The sequence below is a fragment of the Actinokineospora bangkokensis genome (assembly GCF_001940455.1).
GTDB lineage: Bacteria > Actinomycetota > Actinomycetes > Mycobacteriales > Pseudonocardiaceae > Actinokineospora > Actinokineospora bangkokensis.
The window spans coordinates 682,472-705,508 of sequence record NZ_MKQR01000007.1; the positions used below are offsets into that span (position 1 = coordinate 682,472).

Genomic DNA, 23,037 nt, shown 5'->3' on the forward strand with positions numbered 1-23,037 from the left:
GCACCACCTTGCGCGGCACGGGGGTGCCCCGGCGGTGCCACCGCGGGTAGCATCGGCGGTGTGAAGCTGAGCGTGAGCCTGCCCGAGGAGGACGTGCGCTTCCTCGACGAGTACCTGGCGCGCGCGGGGTCCGCGTCGCGCTCGTCGGTGATCTCCGAGGCGATCGGGCTGCTGCGCCGGTCCAGCCTGGCCGAGGAGTACGCCGCCGCGTTCGCCGAGTGGGACACCGGCGAGGACGCCGAGCTGTGGGACCGCACCGCCCCCGACGCCTCCGACGCCGCGGTCGATGCGCCGCGGTGACATCCACCTGGTCGACCTGAACCCCGCGCGGGGCAACGAGGCCGACAAGGTCCGGCCCGCCGTGGTGGTGTCCAACGACGCCGCCAACCAGGTCGCCGCCCGCACCGGCCGGGGCGTGGTGACCGTCGTGCCGATCACCTCCAACACCAGCCGGGTGTTCCCCTTCCAGGTGCTGCTGCCCGCCGCGCCGTGCGGGCTGACCACCGACTCCAAGGCCCAGGCCGAGCAGGTGCGCTCGGTGGCCACCGGCCGCGTGCGCCGCCGCCTGGGCCGGGTCCCCGACGCGCTGCTGGCCGACCTCGACGCCGCGCTACGCCTGCACCTGGGGCTGTGAGGCCCGCCCGCGCGACCACCGGCGCGCCGCCACCACCAGCAGCACCGCGGAGACGACCCCGGGCAGGCAGTGCACCGCGAGCACGCCGACGAGGCTCGGGCCGCCCCAGTCGAGGTGGTAGGACGTGGGGTCACCGACATCGATGATGAACGGCTCAGCGATCGCGCGGCCGACCAGGTAGAGGCCCAGCAGGCCCAGGAGGACGGACAAGATCTTCTTCATGCCGCCCACCCTGCTCGCCCCCGGGCGCGCGGGACATCCGGGAAGCCCCCTGAACCGTGGTGGCGCCAACCCGACCCCGAGGAGAGGGCGCCAGCCCGACCCTGAGGAGAACCTGTGAACCCCCCAGGCGGCTGAACCCGCCGCCGCGCGCCCGCGTAGCCCCCGGTGTAGACCAACCGGACGCACCGAGCACGCCGAGGAGGCCCCCCGAGTGACTGTCGACACCACCACGACGTCCCCCGCCGCCGAGCCCCGATCCCGCCGCCAGGTCCTGTGCGGCCTGATGGTGGCCCTGGTCGCCCCGGGCGCCCTGGTCGCGGCCTGCGGATCGGGCTCCGACAGCGGCTCCACGGTGGAGAACCCGAACACCACCACCGGCGGCGCCACGACCGGCGGGTCCACCGGGTCCACCGGCGGCGCGCCCGGCGGCTCCGCGCTCGCGGCGGTGGCCGACATCCCCGACGGCGGCGGCAAGCTGGTCGACGGCCCGGACGGCCAGGTGCTGCTGGTCCGCTCCGGCGGCGCCGTCAAGGCCTTCGACCCGTCGTGCCCGCACCAGGGCGCGGCCGTCGAGCCGCCGGAGAACGGCGTCATCACCTGCCCACGCCACGGCAGCACGTTCACCAGCACCGACGGCGCCGTCACCAAGGGCCCCGCCCGCACGGGGCTGAAGGAGATCGCGGTCAAGGTCGAGGGCGCCAACGTCGTCCTGGCCTGAGCAACCGCCCGCTGAGGCCGCCCGGCGCGGGGCGGCCTCAGCGGGCGAGCGCCTTGGCCAGCAGCGCGCGCAGCCTGCGCCGCTCGGCGGGGGCCAGCGCGGCGGCCACCGGGTCCAGCGCGCGCTCGACGTCCGCGCGCACCCGGTCCACCAGCTCCTCGCCCGCCGCGCTGAGCCGCACGTCCACCGCCCGGCGGTCGCGCTCGCCGGGGGCGCGCACCAGCAGCCCGCGCTTGTCCGCCCGGTCGACCAGCCCGCTCATCGTCGACTTCTCCAGCCCGAGGTGGTCGGCCAGCGCCGTCACCCGCAGCGGCCGGTCGCGCAGCACCGCCAGGACGCGCAGCTGGGTGAGCGACAGGTCGTGCTCGGCGGCGACCCTGGTCAGCACCGCCATCACCGCGAACGAGGTCCGCACCAGCGCGTCGACCAGGTCGGCGGGCGCGGCGTCCGGCTCATCGGGCATGGCCGCCATGGTACCGCGTATGGTTCGTAGTCCCAACCAAATCCGGGGTTGCCGCGCCGCGCGCCGACCCCGTCCGCTTCCCTGCGGCCCGCAGGCGCCCGCGGCCCCCCTCGGGCAGGCCCCCGCCGGACAGCGGGTGTGCGAGATCCATTCGGGTTATGGATTCACGAGGTGAACCCTGGTTCAGTGATTGTCACCCCTGCGATCGTGCCCCTGTGATCGTCACCCCGCCCCGGACCCGGGAGGCCCGCCCCATGTTCTCCACCCGCACCATCGGCACGGCGGCCGCGGCCGTGCTCGTGGCGTCGCTGTCCACGGCGCTGGCCCTGCCCGCGGTGTCCACCACCGCCGTCGCGGTGGCCGACGAGCGCCCCACCGCCGTCGTCTCCCTCGGTGACAGCGCCATCTCCGGCGAGGGGGCGGGCGACTACGAACCCGGCACCAATGGGGAGAACGGCGACTGGTGCCACCGCTCGGCCAACGCCCTGATCCACAAGACCGCCCTGGCCGACCGCACGGTCAACCTCGCCTGCTCCGGCGCCGACAGCGCCAACGTGTCCCTGGCCGACACCACCCACTACACCGAGGGCTCCCAGGCCCGGCGCCTCGTGCGGGTCGCCACGGAGAACCGGGTCACCGCCGTCGTGCTCCAGGTCGGCGCCAACGACGAACCGGCCTTCGCGGACACGATCGTCGGCTGCGGGCTCAAGTGGCTCAACCCCTTCGGCGGCAACTGCTCCGACGCGCTCACCGCGCAGTGGCCGCAGCGGCTGGCCGCCATGGCCCCCCGCGTCGAGCAGGCGATCACCGACGTCAAGGCCGCCATGCGCGAGGCGGGCTACGCCGACGGGTCCTACCGGTTCGTGCTCACCTCGTACGCCTCGCCGGTGACCGAGCGGATGGACCCGGTGACCCACGGGTTCGACGGGTGCCCGCTGCGGCTCGACGACGCCGAGTGGGGCCGGACGGTGGCCGTCCCGCAGTTCGCCGAGGCGCTGCGCGGGGTGGCGGACCGGTCGGGGGTGTCGTTCCTGGACTTCTCCCGGGCGACCGAGGGGCGCGAGGCGTGCAGCGGCACGACCGGCTCGGAGTGGCAGAACCGGCTGCTGGTCGACCTCAAGGCCATCGAGACCGGGGGCCTCGACGCCATCGGCATCCACCTGGCCCAGCAGTCGTTCCACCCGAACGCCCGCGCGCACGCCCAGCTCGGGGCCTGCGTGACCGAGTTCGTCCGCTCCGGAGCCGGGTCGGCCGCGTGCCTGGCCGGGGCGGACGGGGCGCTGCACGCCGTGTCGTGACCGGCGGGGTGCCGCCCCACCCCCGGCACCGGCGGGTGGGGCGGCACCCGCTCGACGGGGCCGGATGTGGTTGCGGCGCCGCGCGAACGCCCGGCCCGGGTGCGCGCCCCGGCCCCCTCCGGCGCGGTCCTGTCGGTCCCCGGCCGTAGGGTTGACGGCGTGCCTGACCCGTCCACCTACCGCCCCGCGACCGGGACCATCCCCGATGCCCCCGGTGTGTACAAGTTCCGCGACCCGGGGCGGCGGGTGATCTACGTCGGGAAGGCCAAGAGCCTGCGGAGCAGGTTGAACTCCTACTTCGCCGACGTCAGCGCCCTGCACCCGCGGACGAGGCAGATGGTGACCACCGCGGGCTCGGTGGAGTGGACCGTGGTGGGCACCGAGGTCGAGGCGCTCCAGCTCGAGTACAACTGGATCAAGGAGTTCGACCCCCGGTTCAACGTCCGCTACCGCGACGACAAGACCTACCCGGTGCTGGCGGTGACGCTGAACGAGGAGTACCCGCGGCTGCACGTCTACCGGGGCCCGCGCCGCAAGGGGGTGCGGTACTTCGGCCCCTACGCGCACGCCTGGGCGATCCGGGAGACGCTGGACCTGCTGCTGCGGGTGTTCCCGGCGCGGACGTGCTCGGCGGGGGTGTTCAAGCGGCACGGGCAGATCGGGCGGCCGTGCCTGCTCGGCTACATCGACAAGTGCTCGGCGCCGTGCGTCGGGCGGGTCAGCGCCGAGGAGCACCGGGGGATCGTCGAGGACTTCTGCGACTTCCTCGCGGGCAAGACCGACCACCTGGTGCGCAGGCTGGAGCGGGAGATGGCCGAGGCCTCCGACGAGCTGCTGTTCGAGCGGGCGGCCCGGCTGCGCGACGACGCCGGGGCGCTGCGGCGGGCGATGGAGAAGCAGGCCGTGGTGCTCGGCGACGGCACCGACGCCGACGTGGTCGCCTTCGCCCACGACGACCTGGAGGCCGCTGTGCAGGTCTTCCACGTGCGCGGCGGCCGGGTGCGCGGGCAGCGCGGGTGGGTCGTCGACCGGCTGGAGGAGGGCGGCGAGGAGGGCGCGGGCAACCCGGTGACCGCGCTCGTCGACCAGTTCCTCAGCCAGTTCTACGGCGACCAGGCCGCCATGGACGACGGCAGCGCGGGCGAGGGCGCCGAGTCCAGCCCGGTGCCGCGCGAGGTGCTGGTGCCGGAGCTGCCCGACGACGCGGCCTCCATCCAGGACTGGCTCAGCGGGCTGCGCGGGGCCAGGGTGGCGCTGCGGGTGCCCCAGCGCGGCGACAAGCGGGCGCTGATGGAGACCGTCGAGCGCAACGCCAAGGAGGCCTTCACCCAGCACAAGCTGCGCCGCGCGGGCGACCTCACGGCCCGCTCGGCGGCGCTGCAGGAGCTGCAGGACCACCTGGGCCTGGACTCCGCGCCGCTGCGCATCGAGTGCGTCGACATCTCCCACATCCAGGGCAGCGACGTGGTGGCCTCGCTGGTGGTGTTCGAGGACGGCCTGGCGCGCAAGTCCGAGTACCGCCGCTTCGCCATCCGCGAGGCGGCCACCGAGGGCGACGTGGCCGCGATCGCCGAGGTCACCCGGCGCCGGTTCGCCCGGCACGCCGGGGAGTCCGCCGAGCAGGCCGACCCGCGCCCGGGCATCGACCCGGAGACCGGCAAGCCCAAGCGGTTCGCCTACCCGCCCAACCTCTACGTCGTCGACGGCGCGCTGCCGCAGGCCGAGGCCGCCGCCGCGGTGCTCTCCGAGCTGGGCATCACCGACGTGGCGGTGGTGGGGCTGGCCAAGCGGCTGGAGGAGGTGTGGCTGCCCGGCGACCCGGATCCCGCCATCCTGCCGCGCACCAGCGAGGCGCTCTACCTGCTCCAACGCGTGCGCGACGAGGCCCACCGGTTCGCGATCACCTACCATCGGCAGAAGCGCTCCAAGCGCCTGACCGCCTCGGCGCTCGACGACGTGCCCGGCCTGGGCCAGACCCGCAAGTCGGTGCTCATCAAGCACTTCGGCTCGCTCAAGCGGCTGCGCGCGGCGAGCGTGGAGGAGATCGAGAGCGTGCCCGGCATCGGCCCGGGCACCGCCCGCGCGGTGCACACCGCGCTCGCGGGCGGCACGCAGGACACGACCGCCGCGGGCGGGCAGGAGAGGCAGCAGTGAGCGACGCGAGAGAGACCCGGCAGGGCCCCGGCATCGAGGTGGCGGTGGTCACCGGGTTGTCCGGCGCGGGCCGCAGCACCGCGGCGAAGTGCCTGGAGGACCTGGGCTGGTTCGTGGTGGACAACCTGCCGCCGGAGCTGATCTCCACCATGGTCGAGCTCGGCTCGCAGGCCCGGGGCGCGATCACCAAGGTCGCGGTGGTGATGGACGTGCGCTCGCGGGCGTTCACCGAGGACCTCTCGGCGATCATCAAGGACCTCGACGCCCGCGGCTACAAGCCGCGCGTGCTGTTCCTGGAGGCCACCGACGACGTGCTGGTGCGCCGGTTCGAGTCGGTGCGCCGCGGCCACCCGCTGCAGGGCGAGGGCAGGCTGGTCGACGGCATCACCACCGAGCGCGCGCTGCTGCAGCCGCTGCGCGGCGAGGCCGACCTCATCCTGGACACCTCCACCCTCTCGGTGCACCAGCTGCGCGCCAAGATCGAGGACGCGTTCGGCACCGAGTCGACCACCGCCACCCGGGTCACCGTGCTGTCCTTCGGCTACAAGTACGGCCTGCCGATGGACGCCGACCTGGTGATGGACGTGCGCTTCCTGCCCAACCCGTTCTGGATCCCCGAGCTCAAGGACCAGACCGGCCGCGACGCCGACGTGCGCAACTACGTGCTGTCGCAGGAGGGCGCCGACGAGTTCCTCGACCGCTACCACGAGCTGCTGCGGCTGATCGGCGCCGGGTACCGGCGGGAGGGCAAGCGGTACCTGACCCTGGCGGTGGGCTGCACCGGCGGCAAGCACCGCAGCGTGGCCATCTCCGAGGAGCTGGCCAGGCGGCTGTCCGACGAGGACGGCATGGCGGTCAAGGTCGTGCACCGCGACCTGGGGCGCGAGTGACGGCGGACGGCGCGCGCCCGCTGCGGGCGGTGGCCCTCGGCGGTGGGCACGGCCTGCACGCCACCCTCACCGCGCTGCGCGCGGTCACCCCGGACGTCACCGCGGTGGTCACCGTCGCCGACGACGGCGGCTCCTCCGGCAGGCTGCGCCGCGAGCTGGGCCTGCTGCCGCCGGGTGACCTGCGCAAGGCGCTGCTGGCGCTGGCGGGCCCGGACACCGGCCCGTGGGGCGAGGTGTTCGGGCACCGCTTCGGCGGCACCGGCGCGCTGGCCGGGCACGCGGTGGGCAACCTGGTGCTGGCCGGGCTGCTGGAGACCGTGGGCGACCCGGTGGCGGTGCTGGCCGAGGCGGCGCGGCTGCTCGGCGTGCGCGGCCGGGTGCTGCCGATGTCGCCGGAGCCGGTGGACATCGAGGCCGACGTCACCGGCCTGGGCGCCGACCCGGCGGCGATCAGCCGGATCCGCGGCCAGGTCGCGGTGGCCACCACCCCCGGTCGGGTGCGCCGCATCCGGCTGTGCGCCGCGGACCGGCGCAGCGAGCCGCCCAAGGCCTGCGCGGAGGCGGTCGAGGCGGTGCTCGGCGCCGACGTGGTGCTGCTCGGCCCCGGCTCCTGGTTCACCAGCGTGCTGCCGCACCTGCTCGTCCCCGACCTGCACGACGCGCTGGTGCGCACCGCGGCGCGCCGGGTCGTGGTGCTCAACCTGGTCCCCCAACCGGGGGAAACCGAGGGGTTCTCCCCGGAGCACCACCTCGACGTGCTCGTCGAGCACGCCCCGAGCCTGCGGGTCGACGCGGTGGTCGCCGACGCCGACTCGGTGCCGACCCCGGAGCGGCTGCGGCAGGCGGCCGCGGCCCTGGGCGCCGAGCTGCGGCTCGACCGGGTGGCCGCCCCCGACGCCGCCGACCGGCACGACACCGCCGCCCTGTCGGCCAGCCTGGCGAGGGCGGTCGCCACCGCCGCGCGCCGGTGAGGGCAGACTGGACGCCCCGGGGCGGTGCCAGGCGCGCCGTGGTGGGATGGGGCACCGGTGCGCGCGCGACCGGGCCGGGAGAGGAGGAGCAGTGGCGATGACCGCCGCGGTCAAGGACGAGCTGAGCAGGCTGACGGTGTCCAAGACCTGTTGCCGCCGGGCCGAGGTGTCCTCCCTGCTGCGCTTCGCCGGTGGCCTGCACATCGTCGGCGGCCGGGTGGTCGTCGAGGCCGAGCTGGACACCGGCTCGGCCGCGCGGCGGCTGCGCAAGGAGATCCACGAGCTCTACGGCCACCACGCCGACGTGCACGTCATCACCTCCGGCGGCCTGCGCAAGGGCACCCGGTACGTGGTGCGCGTGGTCAAGGACGGCGACGGCCTGGCCCGCCAGACCGGCCTGCTCGACCCGCGCGGGCGCCCGGTGCGCGGGCTGCCCGCCCCGGTGGTCTCCGGCGGGGTCTGCGACGCCGAGGCGGCCTGGCGCGGGGCGTTCCTGGCGCACGGCTCGCTCACCGAGCCCGGCCGCTCGTCCGCGCTGGAGATCACCTGCCCCGGCCCGGAGGCGGCGCTGGCCATCGTCGGCGCGGCCCGGCGGATGGGCATCGCGGCCAAGTCCCGCGAGGTGCGCGGCGCCGACCGGGTCGTGGTGCGCGACGGCGACGCCATCTCCGCCCTGCTCACCCGGCTCGGCGCGCACTCCAGCGTGCTGGCCTGGGAGGAGCGCCGGATGCGCCGCGAGGTGCGCGCCACGGCCAACCGGCTGGCCAACTTCGACGACGCCAACCTGCGCCGCTCGGCCAGGGCCGCGGTCGCCGCGGCGGCGCGGGTGCAGCGCGCCATGGAGATCCTGGGCCCGGAGGCCCCCGAGCACCTGACCGCCGCGGGCCAGTTGCGGCTGAAGAACAAGCAGGCCTCGCTGGAGGAGCTGGGCCAGCTGTCGGACCCGCCGATGACCAAGGACGCGGTCGCGGGCCGCATCCGCAGGTTGCTGGCCATGGCCGACAAGCGGGCCAAGGACCTGGGCCTGCCGGACACCGAGTCCGCCGTGACCCCGGAGATGCTCGAGGTCGAGGCCTGATCAACCCTCGCGCGCGCCCCGGGGCACCCGTCCCGGGGCGTCGTGCTGTCCGCCGGGACCCGGCCCGGCGCGCAGCGCACTGTTGATCATGTCCGTGAATGACCCACCGTGACGGCTTTGTGAGCTGGGTCTCACGAGGTATCCAGCGGCCGTCCCGGTGCTCTTCCCAGGTGCGAGGGGGACCCGGGTGCCGCTTGGGGGAGGGGCACCGGGGCTCGCAGGGGGATGCGGAGCGGGGTGCGCCGGTCGTGGGGGGCGGCGGACCCCGCTCCGCCGCACCACCCGCACCGTGCGCGTCGCGCCTGCGCGGTCTGCGCACCCGGGTGACGAATTCCGACCCGCCGATGCCGTCGTGTGGTGATCTCCACGCCGATCTGATTCGATAAAGAGAGACCGCTGACCTCCTGCCCTGCCCGCGCCCGTGCGCGCAGTAGGGTTGCCGGTCAAGTGGTGGTCACGGTTTTCGGTGGTCACAGGTTTCGCACCCAGTCGCAAAGAGGAGACGCAGGTGACGGTTCGCGTAGGTGTCAACGGCTTCGGTCGGATCGGGCGCAACTTCTTCCGGGCGGTCGCGGCAGGCGGTCATGACATCGAGATCGTCGCCTTCAACGACCTCGGCGACATCGGCACGATGGCGCACCTGCTGAAGTACGACTCGGTGCTCGGCCGCCTGGCCGAGGACGTGTCGGTGGTCGACGGCGGCATCAAGGTCGGCGACCACACCATCAAGGCGCTGGCCGAGCGCGACCCGGGCAAGCTGCCCTGGAAGGACCTCGGCGTCGACGTCGTGGTCGAGTCCACCGGCTTCTTCACCAAGGCCGCCGACGCGCGCAAGCACGTCGACGAGGGCGGGGCCAAGAAGGTCATCATCTCCGCGCCCGCCTCGGGCGAGGACCTGACCGTGGTGCTCGGGGCCAACGAGCAGAACTACGACGGCTCGCAGACGATCATCTCCAACGCCTCCTGCACCACCAACTGCCTGGCCCCGCTGGCCAAGGTGCTGCACGACGCGTTCACCGTGGAGCGCGGCCTGATGACCACCATCCACGCCTACACCCAGGACCAGAACCTGCAGGACGCGCCGCACAAGGACCTGCGCCGCGCCCGCGCCGCCGCGCTGAACATCGTGCCCACCTCGACCGGCGCCGCCAAGGCGATCGGCCTGGTGCTGCCCGACCTCAAGGGCAAGCTCGACGGCTACGCGCTGCGCGTGCCGGTGCCGACCGGCTCGGCCACCGACCTGACGGTGAACCTGTCCCGCGAGGTCACCCTGGACGAGGTCAACGAGGCCTACCGGGTCGCCGCCGAGGGCCCGCTGGCGGGCATCCTGCGCTACAGCACCGACCCGATCGTCTCCTCCGACATCGTCACCGACCCGGCGTCGTGCATCTACGACGCGCCGCTGACCAAGGTCACCGGCAACCAGGTCAAGGTCGTCGGGTGGTACGACAACGAGTGGGGCTACTCCAACCGGCTCGCCGACCTGACCGCGCTGGTCGCGTCGAAGCTCTGAGGGCAGCCGTGAAGACCCTGGACGACCTCATCGCCGAGGGTGTGGCGGGTCGGCGCGTGCTCGTGCGCGCCGACCTCAACGTCCCGCTCGACGGCGAGACCATCACCGACGACGGCCGCATCCGCGCGGCGCTGCCCACCCTCCAGGCGCTCACCGGCGCCGGGGCCAAGGTGGTCGTCGCCGCGCACCTCGGCCGCCCCAAGGGCGCCCCCGAGCCCCGGTACTCGCTGGCCCCGGTGGCCCGCAGGCTGGGTGAGCTGCTCGGCGCCGACGTCGCGCTCGCCACCGACGTGGTGGGCGAGTCCGCCCGGGCCACCGTGGCCGGGCTGGCCGACGGCGGCGTCGCCCTGCTGGAGAACGTCCGCTTCGAGGCGCGCGAGACCAGCAAGGACGAGGCCGAGCGGTCGGCGCTGGCGGACGAGTACGCCGCGCTGGCGGACGCGTTCGTCTCCGACGGCTTCGGCGTCGTGCACCGCAAGCAGGCGTCGGTCTACGACGTGGCCGCCAAGCTGCCTGCCTACGCCGGTGGCCTGGTGCTGGCCGAGGTCGACGTGCTCAAGCAGCTCACCGGCGAGCCCGCTCGCCCCTACGTGGTGGTGCTCGGCGGGTCGAAGGTGTCGGACAAGCTGGCCGTGATCGAGTCGCTGCTGCCCAAGGTGGACGCGATCCTCGTCGGCGGCGGCATGTGCTTCACCTTCCTGGCCGCCGAGGGCCTGGGCGTCGGTGACTCGCTGCTGGAAGCCGAGATGATCGACACCTGCAAGCGGCTGCTCGCGGACAACCCCGGCAAGGTCCTGCTGCCCGCCGACGTGGTCATCGCCGACGAGTTCTCCGCCGACGCCAGCACCCACACCGTGCTGGCGGCCAACATCCGCGAGGGGTGGAAGGGCCTGGACATCGGCCCCATCACCGTCGAGCGGTACTCGGAGGTCATCGCGGGCGCGGGCACGGTCTTCTGGAACGGGCCCATGGGCGTGTTCGAGCTGGCCCCGTTCGCCGAGGGCACCCGCGGCGTCGCGCAGGCGATCGTGGACTCACCGGCGTACTCGGTGGTCGGCGGTGGCGACTCCGCCGCCGCCGTGCGGCAGCTGGGCCTGCCCGAGGACGGCTTCTCGCACATCTCCACCGGCGGCGGCGCGTCGCTGGAGTACCTGGAGGGCAAGCAGCTCCCCGGCGTCGCGGTCCTGGGGGCGTGATGGCGCGCCAGGTCCTCATCGCGGGCAACTGGAAGATGAACCTCAACCACCTGGAGGCCATCGCCCTGGTGCAGAAGATCGCCTTCTCGCTGCCGGAGAAGTACTACGCCAAGGTCGAGGTGGCGGTGCTGCCGCCGTTCACCGACATCCGGTCCATCCAGACCATGGTGGACGGCGACAAGCTCCTGCTGCGCTACGGCGCCCAGGACATCTCCCGGTACGACTCGGGCGCCTACACCGGCGAGGTCTCCGGGCCCATGCTCGCCAAGCTGGGCTGCACCTACGTCACCGTCGGCCACTCCGAGCGCCGCGAGTACCACGGCGAGACCGACGAGCTGGTCAACCTCAAGGTCAAGGCCGCGCTCAAGCACGGGATCACCCCGATCCTGTGCCTGGGCGAGCGGCTGGAGGTCCGCGAGGCGGGCGGGCACGTCGAGCACTGCACCGAGCAGGTCGTGGCGGGGTTGAAGGGGCTCAAGGCCGAGCAGGCCAAGGGCGTCGTCATCGCCTACGAGCCGGTGTGGGCGATCGGCACGGGCAAGGTGGCCACCGCCGCCGACGCCCAGGAGGTGTGCAAGGCGCTGCGGGCGACGCTGGCCGACAAGTACGGCGACGAGGTCGCCGCCGCGGTCCGGATCCTCTACGGGGGGTCGGTGAAGTCCGGGAGCATCGCGGAGCTGGTGGCCCAGGAGGACATCGACGGCGCGCTCGTGGGTGGCGCGAGCTTGCAGGCCGAGGAGTTCACCAAGCTGTGCGCGCTGGCCGCGGGCGGCCCGCTGCCGTAGTGCGGCGGTGGTGCGTGGTGGAGGGGCGCCGGGGTTCTCCCGGCGCCCCTCCGTCGTCCCCGGTCAGAAGCGTGTGGCGGTGACGGTCATCGCGGTGGGGGAGAAGTCCTCGATGTAGGAGGCGTGCTCGCAGACGTCGTCGAAGGCGAAGCCGTACGCCTTGCCGTCCACGGTGTTCTCGTGCATGGCCCGGGAGTAGTGGTTGCTGGCGGCGATCGTGTAGTAGGCGGTCGGGTCCACGACCGGCTGGGCGGCGGTGCTGAGCAGCACGCCCCGGTTGAGGCCCGCGCCGAGGACGGCGGCCACGGGGCCGGTGACGCCGTCGTTGGGGGCGGCGAGGGCGCCATCGCAGAACAGGGCGTCGCGGGTGGAGGGCTTGGCGAACGGGCGCACGCCGTTGGTGAAGGCGAACTGGCCGTCCTGGACGCGACCGGTGAACGTGGTGCCGTTGGCCGAGACGACCAGGTCCCGCGTGCTGTAGCGGTCCCAGACCTCGTCGATGTGGGCGGCGAGGAAGTCCGCGCTGAACCGGCCCGAGTCGAGGCCGTGGCCGGGGGAGATGACCCGGGTGTCGCCGACGACCAGCCCCGCGAAGCCCGCCGCCGCGCCCACCGCGCCGAACACGCGGGACCGGCCGCCCTCCGACAAGCGGCCGGTCGACTGGGTGCGCCTGCCCACGAGGTCGATGGCGAGCGGGACCGAGAGCATGTCCACCATCGTGGTGTTGCAGTGCATGCCGGTGTCGTCGTAGGTGAACTCGACGCAGTCGTGCAGCACCCCGAAGTTGGGGTCGGACTCGACCCAGCCCGCCGGGTGCGCCAGCGCGTCGCCGGGGTTGGCCCGGAACTTGAGCTTCTGCCCGACCGCCAGGTAGAGGCGGCCGGAGATGCCCTGGGGCAGGGGCACCATGCGCTCGCCGTCGACGGGCAGCGCGTAGTCGGTGTAGCCGTCGCTGCCGTTGTCGGTGGTCGACACCGGCACCGCGGCGCCCTCGGCGGTGACGTGCACCTGCCTGCCGGTGGCCAGGTCGGTGCCGACGACGTAGGCGAACAGGGTCTCCCCGGCGTGCGCGCCGGTGTCGTTGACGACGCGGACCGGCAGCGCCGCGCGGGGGGACACCACGCGGGTCGAGGCCGAGGACGGGGTGGTGCCGAGGAACGGGGCGGTCGCGGCGGCCGCGGCCACGCCGCCGAGGAAGCTCCTCCGGTTGATCATCGTCCAACTCCCTTGGTGGGCGGGATCGTGCAGGGGACCCCGATTGTCGGCACGGTTTGTTCCCCGGCACAACAAATTCGCCCGGATGGTCCAGACCAGTTGGGGGGCGCCCGCGCGGGGGCGGCGCCCGCGGGGCCGGTCGCGGACGGGGTCGGGTGGCGACCGCGCGCACGCGGGGCGGTGCTCGTCCCCGGGGCGGGCACCAGGTAGCCTGTGATCTCCACTGCCACCACAGCGAGGATGAAATGGTCGTCCTGATCCTGCAGATCGCCCTGATCGTCACCAGCCTGCTGCTGATCCTGCTGGTGCTGCTGCACCGCGGTCGCGGCGGCGGCCTGTCCTCGCTGTTCGGCGGCGGGATGCAGTCCAGCCTGTCCGGGTCGAGCGTGGTGGAGAAGAACCTGGACCGGATCACCCTGTTCATCGGGTCGATCTGGATCATCTGCGTCATCGGCCTCGGCCTGCTGGTCAAGATCAGTTGAGCGCCCGCCCGCTCGGGCGGGCGGCGCAGTCCTTGCGACCCGGTGCGGGCAGAGCGCCGGGTTTCCCAATCACGCGGTGGGGGTGTGAACACCAATGGCCGGTGGCAACGCGATCCGGGGTACCCGGGTCGGTGCTGGTCCGATGGGTGAGTCCGAGCGGGGCGAGTCCGCCCCTCGGCAGCGGGTGTCCTACTGGTGCGCCAACGGCCACGAGTCCCGCCCGGCGTTCGCGCTGGACGCCGAGCGGCCGGAGTCCTGGGACTGCCCGAGGTGCGGCCTGCCCGGCGGCCTCGACGAGCAGGCGCCGCCCAAGGCCCCGCGCAACGAGCCCTACAAGACGCACCTGGCCTACGTGAAGGAGCGCCGCTCCGACGAGGACGGCGAGGCCATCCTCGCCGAGGCGCTGGCCAAGCTCCGCGCCAAGCGCGAGCTGTAGTACCCAAGCGCTAGGACCCGAGCGCGCCGCGGCCCCCGCCTGGGCGGGGACCGCCGTCGTCGAACCCGGCAGTGGGGTTCGACGACCGCGCGGGCGATCGTGACGAGGCCCGACCGGGGTGGCACCCCCGGCCGGGCCTCAGCCGTTCCCGGCGCGCCCCGCTCGGCCCCGGTGTGGCGCGGGGCGTTGCGGTCCGGCCACCCCGGGTCGGGCGGTGGGGCGTGCCCCGGTGAAGCGGCGAGGCCCGGCCAGGTGTCCCCGGGCCGGGCCTCGATCGTCGTGCCTGCCGCTCAGCCGACCAGGGGGTAGGTGGCGCGCACCGAGAAACCGCCCTCTGGGGTGGGGCCCGCGTCGAAGGTGCCGCCCAGCAGGGTGGCGCGTTCGCGGAGGCCGAGCAGGCCGTGCCCGCCCGACGGCAGGCCGGGGCCGCGGCGGCGGCGGGGGCGGTCGTTGCGGACCTCCACCAGCAGCTCGGCCTCCGAGCTGCGGACGCGCACCGAGGCGCGGGAGCCCGAGGCGTGCTTGCGGACGTTGGTCAGCGCCTCCTGAACGGTGCGGTAGGCCGCGCGCGAGACCGGGCCGGGCAGGCGCCCGGGGGCGGTGTCGATGGCGAGGTTGATCTTGACGTCGCCGCCCTCGACGAGGTCGCCGACCTCGTCGAGGCCGGGCTGGGCGTCCTCCTCGTCGCCGCCAGAGCGCAGCACGCCGACCAGTTCGCGCAGCTCCTCCAGGGTCTTGGTGCTCAGCGCCCGGATCGTCTCGGCGGCCTCGGCCGACTCCGCGTCCTTGGCGCCGACCTTGAGCGCGCCCGCCTGCATGGCGATGAGGGTGACCTGGTGGGACACCACGTCGTGCATCTCCCTGGCCAGCTTGGCGCGCTCGGCGGAGCGGACGGTGGCCGCGTAGAGCCGCTTCTCCCGCTCCCGGCTGCGGTCGAGCTGGCGGATGCGGGCGAACAGCTGCGCGCGCACGGTCACCAGCAGCCCGATGGCCACCGGCATGCCCGCCACGATCACCCCGTAGATGGCGTCGAGCACGTGCTGGCGCAGGGTCATCTCGGCGAAGGCGTCGTAGGGCCACACCATGAACCGCGACGCCCAGACCAGCACCACCCCCACCGCGGTGCGCCAGGTGGTGCCGTACCGCATGGCGAGGGTGCCCAGCGCGACCATCGCCGCCAGCTGCGCCCAGCCGTAGAAGAAGCCGGGGATGACCAGCAGCACGGTGAGGAAGGGCAGGTGCCTGCGCAGCAGCAGCGCCGGGACCGCCAGCCAGGACAGCCAGATCGCGGCGGCGTCGATCTCCGGGGGCACCACCAGCCACACGTCCAGCGCGGCGACCAGCACCGCCAGCGCGTCCGAGAGCGGGCCGCGCAGCGCGGTCGGCCACCGCAGCGCGCCCGGCCAGCGCAGCACGGGGTGCCTGGACGCGGGCGCGGCGCTGGGCGCGGCGGGCTCGGCGACGTGCGGGGTGACCGTGTGGGCGACCAGGGCGGCACCTCCTCGCTCGGCGGCGGGCCCGGGCGCCCGGTCCACCGCACCTTCTCTGCCGTCGGACGGTCCGCGCAGCTCAGCGCGGTCGTGCGCACCCGCGCGCGGGTGGGGCACCCGGCTCGGGGCGGTAGCATCACCGCCGCCCTCGGCAGGGTCGCTCCGGCGCTGTGGCATGGCTCGCCTCCCTGCCGCGAGGACGTGCTGCACGGTCTCGTCACCCATCAAGACAGACAACGGCCGCGATGGGACGCGGGGTTACAAACATCTGTGCGGGAGCAAATGAACAGTTGCCGTTCAGCGGGAGGGAGACCGGTGCGCACCCTGGTCGTCGACAACCACGACTCGTTCACCCAGAACCTCGTGCACGCGCTGGCCGTGCTGGGCGGGCGGCGCCCGGACGTGGTGCGCAACGACGAGCCGTGGTCCGCCGTGCGCCTGGCCGACTACGACAACGTCGTCGTCGGCCCCGGCCCCGGGCACCCCGCCACCCCGCGCGACCTGGGGATCAGCCGCGCGGTGCTGGAGCTGGCGCGGCAACCGCTGCTCGGGGTGTGCCTGGGCCACCAGGGGCTGTGCCTGCTCGCGGGGGCCGAGGTGGGCCCGGCCCCGCAGGTGCGCCACGGCAGGCTCTCGGCGGTGCGCCACGACGGCCGGGAGCTGTTCGCGGGCATCCCGTCGCCCACCGAGGTGGTCCGGTACCACTCGCTCGCCGTGCGCGGCGTCCCGGCGGAGCTGGAGGCGACCGCGTGGAGCGACGACGGGGTGCTCATGGGCGTGCGCCACCGCCACCGCCCGGCCTGGGGCGTGCAGTTCCACCCCGAGTCGATCCGCACCGAGCACGGGCTGGACCTGCTGGCCAACTTCCAGCGGATGAGCACCGCCGCGCCCCGACCGCGCGAGGTCATCGCCGCGCGGGCGCGCCCGGCCCGGCTGCGGGTGGTCTCCCGGTCGCTGACCCTGCCGCTGACGGCCGAGGACGTCCACGCCGAGCTCTACCGCGACTCCCCGCACGCGTTCTGGCTGGACAGCACCACCCAGGCCCGGTTCGACTTCCTCGGCGACGCGGGCGGTCCGCGGGCCAGGGTGGCGGCGGCGGACGTGACGACCGGGCTGGTGACCGTCACGCACTCCGACGGGCGGGTGGAGGTGGTCGACCGGCCGTTCCTCGACTGGCTCGACGACGACCTGGCCGCGCACCGCGCCACCGCCCCCGACCTGCCGTTCGGGTTCACCCCCGGCTGGGTGGGCTACCTGGGCTACGAGCTCAAAGCCGAGTGCGGCGCCGCCGCCGCGCACACCGCCCCGGACCCCGACGCGCAGCTGGTGTTCGCCGACCGGGCGGTCGCGGTCGACAACCGCACGGGCGAGCTGCACCTGCTCGCCTTCGCGGGGGACGAGGGCTGGCTGGACGCCACCGCCGACCGGCTCGCCCGGGTCGTCCCGCGCGACCACACCCCGGCCACCACGGGCGTCACCCCGCTCGGCCCGCTGACCGCCCGGCACGACCGGGACGCCTACCTGGCCAGGATCGCGGAGTGCCACCGGGTCATCGACCTGGGCGAGAGCTACGAGGTCTGCCTGACCAACCAGCTCACCGCCGCGGCCGAGGTCGACGTCCTGGCCGCCTACCGGCACCTGCGCCGGGCCAGCCCGGCGCCGTTCGGCGCGCTGCTGCGGTTCGGGCCGCTGTCGGTGCTGAGCACCTCGCCGGAGCGGTTCCTGTCGGTCAGCGCGGCGGGGGAGGTCGAGTCGCGCCCGATCAAGGGCACCCGCCCGCGCGGGTCCACCGCCGAGCAGGACGCCGCGCTGCGCGCCGACCTCGCCGCGTCCGAGAAGGACCTCGCGGAGAACCTGATGATCGTCGACCTGGTGCGCAACGACCTGGGCGCCACCGCCGACACAGGGAGCGTGAGCGTGCCCGGCCTGTTCGAGGTGGAGACCTACGCGACGGTCCACCAGCTGGTGAGCACCGTGCGCGCCCGGCTGGCCGCGGACCGGACCCCGGTGGACTGCGTGCGCGCGGCCTTCCCCGGCGGGTCCATGACCGGGGCGCCCAAGGAGCGCACGATGGAGGTGCTCGACCGGCTGGAGGGCGGGCCGCGCGGGGTGTACTCGGGGGCCATCGGCTACTTCGCCTGCTCCGGCGCGGTCGACCTGAGCATCGCCATCCGCACCCTGGTGGTGCGCCCCGGCGAGCTGTCCTGGGGCGTCGGCGGGGCGGTGACGGCGCTGTCGGACCCGGACGCGGAGTTCGAGGAGACCGCCGTCAAGGCCACCGCGGTCCTCGACCTGCTCGGCGCCCGCTTCCCCGGCCGGGTGGCCACGTGAGCGTGCTGCCCGGGCGGGAGGCCGTCGTCGAGGAGGTGGTCGCGCGGCTGCGCGCGGGCGGTCGGGTGGTGCTCGACGGGCCCGCGGGCATCGGCAAGACCGCGGTGTGGCGCGCGGCCCTGGCCCGCTGCGCCCCGCACGCCGCGGTGCTGTCCTGCGCGCCCACCGAGGCGGAGTCCGCGCTGCCGCTGGCGGCCCTGGCCGACCTGCTGCGCCCGCTGGCCCCGCTGGTCGACGCCCTGCCGCCGGTGCAGCGCGCCGCGGCGGGCGCCGTCCTGCTCGACACCCCGGCGGGCGACCACCCCGACGGTCACGTCCTCGGCGCCACCACCCGCGCCCTGCTCGACGCGGCGGGCGGCGGCGGGCCGGTGGTCGTCGCCGTGGACGACGCGCCCTGGCTGGACCCGCCCAGCGAGCGGGCGCTGCGGTTCGCCCTGCGCCGGGTGCGCCCGGGGGTGGCGGTGCTGCTGGCCGTGCGCGGCCCGGCGGGCGACCCGCCGCCGCTGCCGCTGGGCCTCGACGACGCGCTGCGGGTGCCGGTCGCCCCGCTGGGCCCCGGCGCCCTGCACCACGTGCTGCGCGACCGGCTCGGCGCCGCGCTGCCGCGCCCGCTGCTGGGCCGCATCGCCGAGGGGTCCGGCGGCAACCCGCTGCTGGCGATCGAGCTGGCCAGGGCGGTGCTGCGGCTGCCGGCGCTGCCCCGGCCCGGCGCCGACCTGCCGGTGCGGGCCTCGCTGCGCGAGCTGCTCGCCGCCGCCGTGGCCGCCCTGCCGCCCGCGGGCCGCGACGCCGTCCGGCTGGCCGCCCTGCTCTCCGCGCCCCGCCTGCCCGACCTGGTCGCCGCCGGGGTGGACCCGGCCGACCTCGACCCCGCCGAGGAGGCGGGCCTGCTCGCGGTGGGCCACGACGGCATCGCCTTCGCCCACCCGCTGCACGCCGCCGCCGTCCGGGCGGGCATCCCGCCGGGGGTGCGCCGCGGGCTGCACCGCCGCCTCGCCGACGTCGTGGCCGACCCCGACGAGCGGGCCAGGCAGCTGGCCGCGGGCACCGGCGGCCCGGACCCGGCGGTGGCCGCCGAGGTCGCCGCCGCCGCCCGCCGCCAGCAGGCGCGCGGCGCCCCGGAACTGGCCGCCGGCCTGTTCGACATCGCCGTCGAGCTCACCCCGGACGGGCCCGCGCGCGACGGGCTGCGCCTGGAGGCCGCGCGCTGCCGCTACGGCAGCGGCGACTACGCCGCGGCCGCCGCCGAGCTGGACGCGCTGGTCGACCGGCTCACCGGCGCGCCGCTGGCCGAGGCGCTGATGCTGCGCGCGGTGGTGGCCTGGAGCGCCGACGGCGCCAGCGCCGAGGCCGAGCGGCTGGCCGAGCGCGGGCTGGCCGCGGTCGACCCGGGCACCCCGGCGGCGGGGCGCATCCACGCCCACCTGTCGGTGTTCCGCGCCTCCCCGGACGCCGCCCGCGCCGACGCCGAGGCCGCCCGGCGGCTGCTCGCGGGCAGCCCGGCCGACCGCCCGCTGCTGTCCGCGGCCCTGCTCACCCAGCACTTCCAGGAGGTGCGGCTCGGGCTGGCGCCGCGGGCGGAGCTGTTCGACGAGGCCATCGCGCTGGAGGACGCCGACCCGCACTGGCTGGCCGCCACCGTCCCGGCGATCTGGTGGCGCTCGGTGGACGCCCACGCCGCCGCCCGCGACCGGCTCACCAGGATGCTGGAGCGGGCCACCGCCCGCGGCGACGAGCCCTCCCAGCACGAGCTGCTGGGCCACCTGGGCGAGACCGAGCTGCACTCCGGGCGCTGGGCCGACGCCGCCGCGCACACCGAGGCGGCCACCGACCTGGGCGACCAGCTCGGCACCGGCCTGGTGGGGGAGCGGTGGCTGCGCGGGATGCTCGCGGCCCTGCGCGGTGACGCCGCGGTCGCCGACGAGCTGGCGGCCTGGGGCCTGGGCTGGGCGGCGGAGAACGAGGACCCGTCGGCGGAGCGGATCTTCGCCTACCTCGCGGGCTGCGCCGCCGCGGCCCGGGGCGACGCCGCCGCGGCCGCCGAGCGGTTCGCCGCGGTGCGCCGCTCGCTGGCGGCCGTGGGGCTGGTGGAGCCGCTGTCGCTGCGCTACGAACCGGAGTGGGTGGAGGCGTGCGTGGCGACCGGCGACCTGCCCACCGCCCGGCGCGCCCAGGACCTGCTTGCCGAGCGGCACGCCCGGCTGCCCCGCCCGTGGACCGGGCTCGGCCTCGCCCGCGGCCGGGTGCTGCTCGCCGCGGCGTCCGGGGAGGACACCGCCGACGCGGTGGCGGACCTGCTGGCGGCCCGCGAGGCCACACCGCCGGACGTGGTGCCCCTCGACCGCGCCCGCTGCCTGCTCGTCGCCGGGGTCGCCCAGCGCCGGGCCCGCCGCCGCGCCGCCGCCCGCACCCTGCTCGGCCAGGCGCTCGCGGAGTTCGAGGCGCTGGGGGCCGCCGCCTGGGCGGCCCGCGCGGCGTCCGAGCTGGACAGGACGGGCGGGCGGACCGCCGACGCGACCGCGCTCACCCCCACCGAGGAGCGCGTCGCCCGACTCGCCGCCCAGGGGCGCACCAACCGGCTCATCGCGGAGGAGCTGTTCGTCAGCCCCAAGACGGTGGAGGCCAACCTCGCCCGCGCCTACCGCAAGCTCGGCATCACCACGCGCGCCCAGCTCGGCGCGGTCATGGGCCGCACCAGCTGACCCGCGCGCGGGCGACCGCGGCGGTGGCGCGGGTGGTTCACGCGGGACCGGTGAGCCGCACGGCGCGGCCGTCGATCCGCCAGGTGCCGATCTCCTCGTCGCCGTCCACCACCAGTTCCACCGGGCCGGGGCGGCTCAGGAACGACACCAGGCTGGCCGTCGCCCCGTACGCGCCGACGTTCTCCACCAGCAGGACGTCCCCCGGCTTGGGGTCGGCCACCGGCACCCGCGCGGCCACCCGGTCCAGCGGCGTGCACAGCGGCCCGACGACATCGACCTCCGGCACCTCGCCGCCCTCCGGTAGCCCGCCGCCCTCCGGCACCTCGCCGGTCCCGGCGCCCAGGTTCTCCACCGCGGTGCGCGGCCGCAGCACCCGACCCAGGCCGGACATCCCGCCCAGCACGTTGATGCCACCGTCCACGACGACCAGCACCCCGTTCGGCCGGTGCTTGACGTCCACGACGGTCACCAGCAGCACCCCGGCCCCCGCGACCACCCGCCTGCCGGTCTCGAACCACAGCCGCGGCCGGTGCTCCCAGCCGGACAGCAGCCGCTCCAGCCCCTCGCGCAGCCCGTCGAGCCCGCACCCGGCGCCCGCGGTCGCGTACGGCCAGGGGAACCCGCCGCCGAGGTCGACCACCTTCGGGGGAACCCCCGTCACACCCGCCACCAGGTCGACGACATCCCTTGCGTGGGTGAAACCCTCCAGCAGGTCGGCGACGGAGCCCAGCTGCGAGCCGAGGTAGACGTGGAAGCCGAGCAGCTCCACCCCGGCGGGCGCGGCGGCCCACGCCGCGGCCGCCTCGTCCGCGGCGAAGCCGAACTGCCGCCCGTCCGACATCGACAGCCCCGCCGCGGGCCGCCCGGCGGGCATCAGGCGCAACAGCGCCCGCAGCCCCCGCCCGGTCGACCCGGCCACCCGCCCCAGCCGGTCCAGCTCCGCGGCGGACTCGCAGGAGAACAGCCGCGCGCCCGCGCCGACCACCTCGACCAGCTCGGCCTCGGCCTTGCCCGGTCCGGTGTAGAGCACCTCGGCCGGGTCGAACCCGGCCGCCACGGCCGAGGCCAGCTCACCCGGGGAGGACACCTCCGCGCCGCACCCGGCTCCGCGCGCCGCGGCCACCACCGGTGCGAGCGGGTTGGCCTTGAGGGAGTACAGCAGCTCCGCCCCGGCGGGCAGCGCCGCGCGCAGCTCGCCCGCCCGCGCCCGCACGCCCGCCAGGTCGTAGCGGTAGAGCGGCGTGCCGTGCCGCTGGGCTGTTCGGACCAACTCGACGCGGTTCATCCGGTTCCATTTCTCGCTCAATCGGCCAGCAAACGGTGCCTTGCGCCCTATCTCGGCTGCGAGGTATCGTCAGCCGATCCTGATCCTACTGTGCGGGTCGTCTGCCAAGGGGGACGCGGTGTCCACATTCAAAGCGCTGGAGATGCAGCAGCTCGGCGCGGGCAACCTGCGCGCGATCGAAATCGGCGTGACATCCCGGTGCAACTTCCGGTGCAGCTACTGTGGGGCGTACGACCTGCTGGAGCGCAAGATCCTTTCGGTGGACGACGTGGCGTCGGTGATCGACACGCTGCCCGACCTCGAACGCGTGAAGCTCTCCGGCGGTGAGGTCCTGCTGGAATTCGAAATCTGCGAGGGAATCATCAAGCTGTGCACCGAGCGCGGCATTTCGACGCAGATCAATTCAAATGGGACATTGCTCAACGAGGAGAAGTTCGACCGGCTGGAGGCAGCGGGCCTGGACGTGCTGCACTTCTCGCTCAACCACACCGACGCGCAGTCGCACTCGGCCTTCTACAAGGTCACCGAGAAGATGTTCCCGAAGATCGTCTACTCGGTCCAGCGGGCGGTGGAGTCGCCGACCATCGACGCGGTGGTCGAGACCATCCTGTTCAACGAGACCGAGAAGCGGATGACCGAGGTGCACCGGTTCGCCGCCGACCTCGGGGTGCGCAAGCACGAGATCCAGATGGAGATCCCGAGCCTGCACCAGGGCTACGAGAACACCATGACCCGCGACGCGCTCGCGGACGCGATCGTCGACCTGGTCTCGCACCGCGACCCGAGGACCGAGCTGTACTTCTCCTGCCTGTCGGCGTACTTCCACGCGGGCACCGAGCACTGGAAGCGGCTCCAGCCCTACTTCAGCGCCGACCCCGGCGTCATCTACTCCAGCTGCATCGAGGGCAAGGCGCAGCTGCACCTGCACTCCAACGGCGACGTCATGATCTGCGAGCTGGGCAACCCCGACGTCATCGGCAACGTGTTCGAGACCGACATGCTGTCCATCTACAACACCAGCGACCGGCTCAAGGCGTTCGTGCACAGCAAGCACGACGAGGGCTCGTTCTCCTGCTTCCGGCACTTCGACTTCCCCGGCCAGACCGAGGCGCAGAAGGCGGAGGGCGGCCCGACGCTGCTCCCGCTGCCCACGGTGCGCGGCAAGTAGGGCGAA

The 23,037-nt window shown here is 74.8% G+C and carries 21 protein-coding genes; 16 read left to right on the top strand and 5 right to left on the bottom strand.

Features of this window, described 5'->3' with window-relative positions; translation table 11 throughout:
* Positions 1–60: 60 nt before the first annotated feature.
* Complete coding sequence (locus tag BJP25_RS07525) at positions 61–300, top strand: ribbon-helix-helix domain-containing protein (RefSeq protein WP_075974008.1); 240 nt, start codon at positions 61–63, stop codon at positions 298–300.
* Positions 287–634 (top strand): type II toxin-antitoxin system PemK/MazF family toxin, encoded by a 348-nt coding sequence (locus tag BJP25_RS07530; RefSeq protein ID WP_075974009.1) that lies wholly within the window; start codon positions 287–289, stop codon positions 632–634. The genes BJP25_RS07525 and BJP25_RS07530 overlap by 14 nt, the downstream gene beginning before the upstream one ends.
* On the opposite strand, the gene BJP25_RS07535 is transcribed toward BJP25_RS07530, so the two are convergent.
* Positions 611–856, bottom strand: a complete 246-nt coding sequence (locus BJP25_RS07535) for a hypothetical protein (RefSeq protein WP_075974010.1) — start codon at positions 854–856, stop codon at positions 611–613. The genes BJP25_RS07530 and BJP25_RS07535 overlap by 24 nt on opposite strands.
* 211 nt (positions 857–1,067) lie before the next feature.
* On the opposite strand from BJP25_RS07535, the gene BJP25_RS07540 reads away from it, so the two are divergent.
* On the top strand, positions 1,068–1,574 hold the full coding sequence (locus tag BJP25_RS07540) for a Rieske (2Fe-2S) protein (protein WP_233157940.1): 507 nt from the start codon (positions 1,068–1,070) through the stop codon (positions 1,572–1,574).
* 37 nt (positions 1,575–1,611) lie between these two features.
* Here the strand turns inward: BJP25_RS07540 and BJP25_RS07545 are convergent, their stop codons facing one another.
* Entirely contained in the window at positions 1,612–2,037 is a 426-nt protein-coding gene (locus BJP25_RS07545; protein ID WP_075974153.1) for a MarR family winged helix-turn-helix transcriptional regulator, read from the bottom strand.
* 215 nt (positions 2,038–2,252) lie between these two features.
* On the opposite strand from BJP25_RS07545, the gene BJP25_RS07550 reads away from it, so the two are divergent.
* From BJP25_RS07550 to tpiA, 8 genes are all read left to right on the top strand, one after another.
* Positions 2,253–3,335, top strand: coding sequence for a GDSL-type esterase/lipase family protein (locus tag BJP25_RS07550; RefSeq protein ID WP_233157941.1), 1,083 nt, complete (start codon positions 2,253–2,255; stop codon positions 3,333–3,335).
* A gap of 159 nt (positions 3,336–3,494) precedes the next feature.
* Positions 3,495–5,489, top strand: coding sequence for an excinuclease ABC subunit UvrC (gene uvrC / locus BJP25_RS07555; RefSeq protein ID WP_075974011.1), 1,995 nt, complete (start codon positions 3,495–3,497; stop codon positions 5,487–5,489).
* Positions 5,486–6,379 (top strand): RNase adapter RapZ, encoded by an 894-nt coding sequence (rapZ, locus tag BJP25_RS07560; protein ID WP_075974012.1) that lies wholly within the window; start codon positions 5,486–5,488, stop codon positions 6,377–6,379. Before uvrC ends, rapZ begins: the two co-directional genes overlap by 4 nt.
* 20 nt (positions 6,380–6,399) lie before the next feature.
* A complete protein-coding gene (locus BJP25_RS07565; protein ID WP_075974155.1) occupies positions 6,400–7,350 on the top strand; it encodes a gluconeogenesis factor YvcK family protein in 951 nt (316 codons plus the stop codon).
* A 91-nt stretch (positions 7,351–7,441) separates the two neighbouring features.
* Positions 7,442–8,428, top strand: coding sequence for a DNA-binding protein WhiA (gene whiA, locus BJP25_RS07570; protein ID WP_075974013.1), 987 nt, complete (start codon positions 7,442–7,444; stop codon positions 8,426–8,428).
* Between the two features lie 508 nt (positions 8,429–8,936).
* A complete protein-coding gene (gene gap / locus BJP25_RS07575; RefSeq protein ID WP_075974014.1) occupies positions 8,937–9,941 on the top strand; it encodes a type I glyceraldehyde-3-phosphate dehydrogenase in 1,005 nt (334 codons plus the stop codon).
* 8 nt (positions 9,942–9,949) lie between these two features.
* Positions 9,950–11,137: a phosphoglycerate kinase gene (locus BJP25_RS07580; protein ID WP_075974015.1), complete on the top strand. Its 1,188-nt coding sequence runs from the start codon at positions 9,950–9,952 to the stop codon at positions 11,135–11,137.
* A complete protein-coding gene (tpiA, locus tag BJP25_RS07585; RefSeq protein ID WP_075974016.1) occupies positions 11,137–11,922 on the top strand; it encodes a triose-phosphate isomerase in 786 nt (261 codons plus the stop codon). Before BJP25_RS07580 ends, tpiA begins: the two co-directional genes overlap by 1 nt.
* Before the next feature lie 63 nt (positions 11,923–11,985).
* On the opposite strand, the gene BJP25_RS07590 is transcribed toward tpiA, so the two are convergent.
* Positions 11,986–13,137, bottom strand: coding sequence for a beta-1,3-glucanase family protein (locus tag BJP25_RS07590; protein ID WP_075974017.1), 1,152 nt, complete (start codon positions 13,135–13,137; stop codon positions 11,986–11,988).
* A 245-nt stretch (positions 13,138–13,382) separates the two neighbouring features.
* Here BJP25_RS07590 and secG point away from each other — a divergent pair, with 245 nt between their 5' ends.
* The gene (secG, locus tag BJP25_RS07595; protein WP_075974018.1) at positions 13,383–13,619 is read left to right on the top strand and encodes a preprotein translocase subunit SecG; all 237 of its coding nucleotides are present in this window, start codon (positions 13,383–13,385) and stop codon (positions 13,617–13,619) included.
* Positions 13,620–13,713: 94 nt separating this feature from the next.
* Entirely contained in the window at positions 13,714–14,055 is a 342-nt protein-coding gene (locus tag BJP25_RS07600) for an RNA polymerase-binding protein RbpA (RefSeq protein ID WP_075974019.1), read from the top strand.
* Between the two features lie 290 nt (positions 14,056–14,345).
* On the opposite strand, the gene BJP25_RS07605 is transcribed toward BJP25_RS07600, so the two are convergent.
* Positions 14,346–15,590, bottom strand: coding sequence for a sensor histidine kinase (locus BJP25_RS07605; protein WP_233157942.1), 1,245 nt, complete (start codon positions 15,588–15,590; stop codon positions 14,346–14,348).
* Between the two features lie 270 nt (positions 15,591–15,860).
* On the opposite strand from BJP25_RS07605, the gene pabB reads away from it, so the two are divergent.
* Entirely contained in the window at positions 15,861–17,876 is a 2,016-nt protein-coding gene (pabB, locus tag BJP25_RS07610; RefSeq protein ID WP_075974020.1) for an aminodeoxychorismate synthase component I, read from the top strand.
* Positions 17,873–20,578 carry a helix-turn-helix transcriptional regulator gene (locus BJP25_RS07615; RefSeq protein WP_075974021.1) on the top strand — a complete coding sequence of 902 codons (2,706 nt, stop codon included), beginning with the start codon at positions 17,873–17,875 and terminating at the stop codon, positions 20,576–20,578. Before pabB ends, BJP25_RS07615 begins: the two co-directional genes overlap by 4 nt.
* A 37-nt stretch (positions 20,579–20,615) precedes the next feature.
* On the opposite strand, the gene BJP25_RS07620 is transcribed toward BJP25_RS07615, so the two are convergent.
* Positions 20,616–21,863, bottom strand: coding sequence for a type III PLP-dependent enzyme domain-containing protein (locus BJP25_RS07620; RefSeq protein ID WP_075974022.1), 1,248 nt, complete (start codon positions 21,861–21,863; stop codon positions 20,616–20,618).
* Positions 21,864–21,981: 118 nt separating this feature from the next.
* Here BJP25_RS07620 and BJP25_RS07625 point away from each other — a divergent pair, with 118 nt between their 5' ends.
* Positions 21,982–23,031, top strand: a complete 1,050-nt coding sequence (locus tag BJP25_RS07625; protein ID WP_143218920.1) for a radical SAM protein — start codon at positions 21,982–21,984, stop codon at positions 23,029–23,031.
* Positions 23,032–23,037: the final 6 nt, after the last annotated feature.

Bases quoted from the DNA above. Each gene is read 5' to 3' on its own strand.
- BJP25_RS07545 (WP_075974153.1), bottom strand. From the start codon at position 2,037: ATGCCCGATGAGCCGGACGCCGCGCCCGCCGACCTGGTCGACGCGCTG.
- BJP25_RS07535 (WP_075974010.1), bottom strand. From the start codon at position 856: ATGAAGAAGATCTTGTCCGTCCTCCTGGGCCTGCTGGGCCTCTACCTG.
- BJP25_RS07590 (WP_075974017.1), bottom strand. From the start codon at position 13,137: ATGATCAACCGGAGGAGCTTCCTCGGCGGCGTGGCCGCGGCCGCCGCG.
- BJP25_RS07600 (WP_075974019.1), top strand. From the start codon at position 13,714: ATGGCCGGTGGCAACGCGATCCGGGGTACCCGGGTCGGTGCTGGTCCG.
- BJP25_RS07620 (WP_075974022.1), bottom strand. From the start codon at position 21,863: ATGAACCGCGTCGAGTTGGTCCGAACAGCCCAGCGGCACGGCACGCCG.
- tpiA (WP_075974016.1), top strand. From the start codon at position 11,137: ATGGCGCGCCAGGTCCTCATCGCGGGCAACTGGAAGATGAACCTCAAC.
- BJP25_RS07530 (WP_075974009.1), top strand. From the start codon at position 287: ATGCGCCGCGGTGACATCCACCTGGTCGACCTGAACCCCGCGCGGGGC.
- secG (WP_075974018.1), top strand. From the start codon at position 13,383: ATGGTCGTCCTGATCCTGCAGATCGCCCTGATCGTCACCAGCCTGCTG.